The sequence below is a fragment of the Methyloceanibacter sp. genome, from assembly GCF_058506495.1.
In genome coordinates, this window is the sequence record NZ_JBZMXT010000176.1 from 1 (window position 1) to 2,103 (window position 2,103).

Annotated in this window: 3 protein-coding genes; all 3 read left to right on the forward strand. The window is 57.7% G+C overall.

What is annotated here, in order from left to right; all coding sequences use genetic code 11:
* Window positions 1-544, forward strand: a 544-nt coding sequence (locus AC33YF_RS13765; RefSeq protein WP_491777783.1) for a S1/P1 nuclease, incomplete at its 5' end; no start/stop codon positions are given.
* A gap of 10 nt (window positions 545-554) precedes the next feature.
* Entirely contained in the window at window positions 555-1,400 is an 846-nt protein-coding gene (locus AC33YF_RS13770) for an acid phosphatase (RefSeq protein ID WP_491777784.1), read from the forward strand.
* Between the two features lie 212 nt (window positions 1,401-1,612).
* A partial coding sequence (locus AC33YF_RS13775) for a ferric reductase-like transmembrane domain-containing protein (RefSeq protein WP_491777785.1) occupies window positions 1,613-2,103 on the forward strand: 491 nt, incomplete at its 3' end.

A 2,103-nucleotide genomic window follows, 5' to 3' on the forward strand; every position in this document is an offset into this window, starting at 1 on the left:
AAAGGATTTTCCGACCGGAAACGCTGCGGGCACATTGGCTTATGTCTGGGATCCAATGAGAGACTCAGCCATGCCGTTGCATATCCTCTGGGACAGCAATACGCGGCGGTCAACTAAGTTGGAAGATGTTGACGAATATGCCCGCGAAATCATGGAGCAGTATCCGCGCTCTTCATTACCCGAGCTGGCCGCCTTCGAGGGACCAAGCGATTTTGAGAAATGGGCGAAGGCAAGTCACCAGGTCGCTATTGATTGGGCCTACGACATTGAGACCGTTCCCGATCCCAACCTGGATGCAGACCCCGACAGAGTGGTCGGCAACATGGTGAAGTACATCCTCGAAGGGGTATCTCCCGTGGATGAGGCTCCAGCCGTGCCGGAGGAGTATTGGGAGAAGCTACAGGAGGTCGCCGCCCGGCGTCTGGCTTTGTCCGGCTACCGGATCGCTGACGTCATTCTCGCAGCCGCCGATAGGATTGACGTGGAGAGAACCTTGTCTGGCAAGGTCCTCGACGCGATGCAACGGCACGGGTCAACGAACTGAGAGACCTCCAATGAGATCATCACTCCGATTTGTTGTCGTCACTCTGGTGGCTACTGTTCTTATCCCCTGTGGTGCATTGGCTGAGCCCCCGTCGGGAAACGCCACAGCCTCGGCGGGGGAACAGGTCAAAGAGATTATGCCGGGGATGCTGGAGGGCTATCTGCCCAAGGAGGAGCAACTGGACAGCAAGGTCTTCGTGCCTCCTGCTCCTGGAGAGGCCTCGGCTCTTCAGGCGATGGATACGGCCTGGGGCGAGCGGATGCTGGAGCTACGCGGGACCGGCCGTTGGGATTTGGCCATTCAGGACGCAGACTTGGCTTTCCCAGCGGCCGCAGACACATTCTCTTGCGCCCTCGGCATTTCGGTGAGTGAACAAAACACCCCCGCTCTCTACATGCTGCTCAGACGCACACTTACCGACATAGGGTTAGCTCCTTATTCCGCAAAGAATGCTTACGCCAGAGAACGCCCCTTTATGGTCAGTGATACTCCCGTGTGCACACCGGACGATGAGGAGGCATTGCGAAAAGACGGATCGTACCCTTCAGGCCACACGGCGATTGGATGGGGTTGGGCGCTTATTCTCACTGAACTAGCCCCGGACCGTGCTGAGGAAATCCTAGCTAGAGGCCGCGCCTTCGGCGAGAGCCGCAATGTGTGCAATGCGCATTGGTACAGCGACGTTGTGGCAGGACGACTGGTGGGTGCAGCCGCGGTCGCGAGGCTGCATGCCAACGCGGAGTTCAGACAAGCAATGGATGCAGCACGATTAGACATCGAGCGCGTTCGCCGTGAGGGAGCCGAGCCGCGAGCCGATTGCTCCATCGAAACCGAGACGCTCTCCGCAGAGCTTTGAGGCAGCCATCCGAAGTCCGCTTTGGGTCATTGGCCGACATCGGTGTGAGGAGCAGGCACGTCCGCTTTGCACCCGCAAGCGGCAGTCCTCAGCCTCGCGATTGATGTCCGCCATGCGCGAAAGGCGGACGTACCCCGTAATTTTTCCTGGCGCGAGAACTGGACAACCCGCATCTTCCAAAAAACTGGAAACGTGTCTGAGTATGGCCGCCCTTGAAAACCTCCAAGCTTAATGACCGCGTACTCCCCAAGTTGCCAGGGCTGCCAGGCAAGGCGCTCGCAGGCGCTTATATCTTGGCGGCATTGCTACCTATTTTAGTCGTGTCCATCATGGGTAGGATCACGCCAGCATCTCCACTCACCGAGTTCGGCACGGCACTCGGCCTGACGGCTACGTCACTGCTGTTTTTGCAATTTCTGAGCTCAGGGCGCTACGAACGCATTTCAGGCCAAGTCGGTCTTGACCGCACGATGGGTTTCCATCGGATTGCAGCTCTCGTGCTTTTCGGCTTCGTCATCTTACACCCCTTGTTCTATGTGGCAGAGACGTTGTTCGTCGATCCCCATGCGGCGTGGGATCGACTATGGGGCATGCTTTCAAGCAATCGACTTCGAACGGGCCTCCTGGCTTTGATTGGCCTAGTCGTTGTTGTTGGCTTTGCGACGATCAGATCAAGCCCATTCATTCGCTACGAGTTTTGGCG

Coding starts and splice junctions, on each gene's coding strand:
- AC33YF_RS13770 (WP_491777784.1), top strand. CDS start 555: ATGAGATCATCACTCCGATTTGTTGTCGTCACTCTGGTGGCTACTGTT.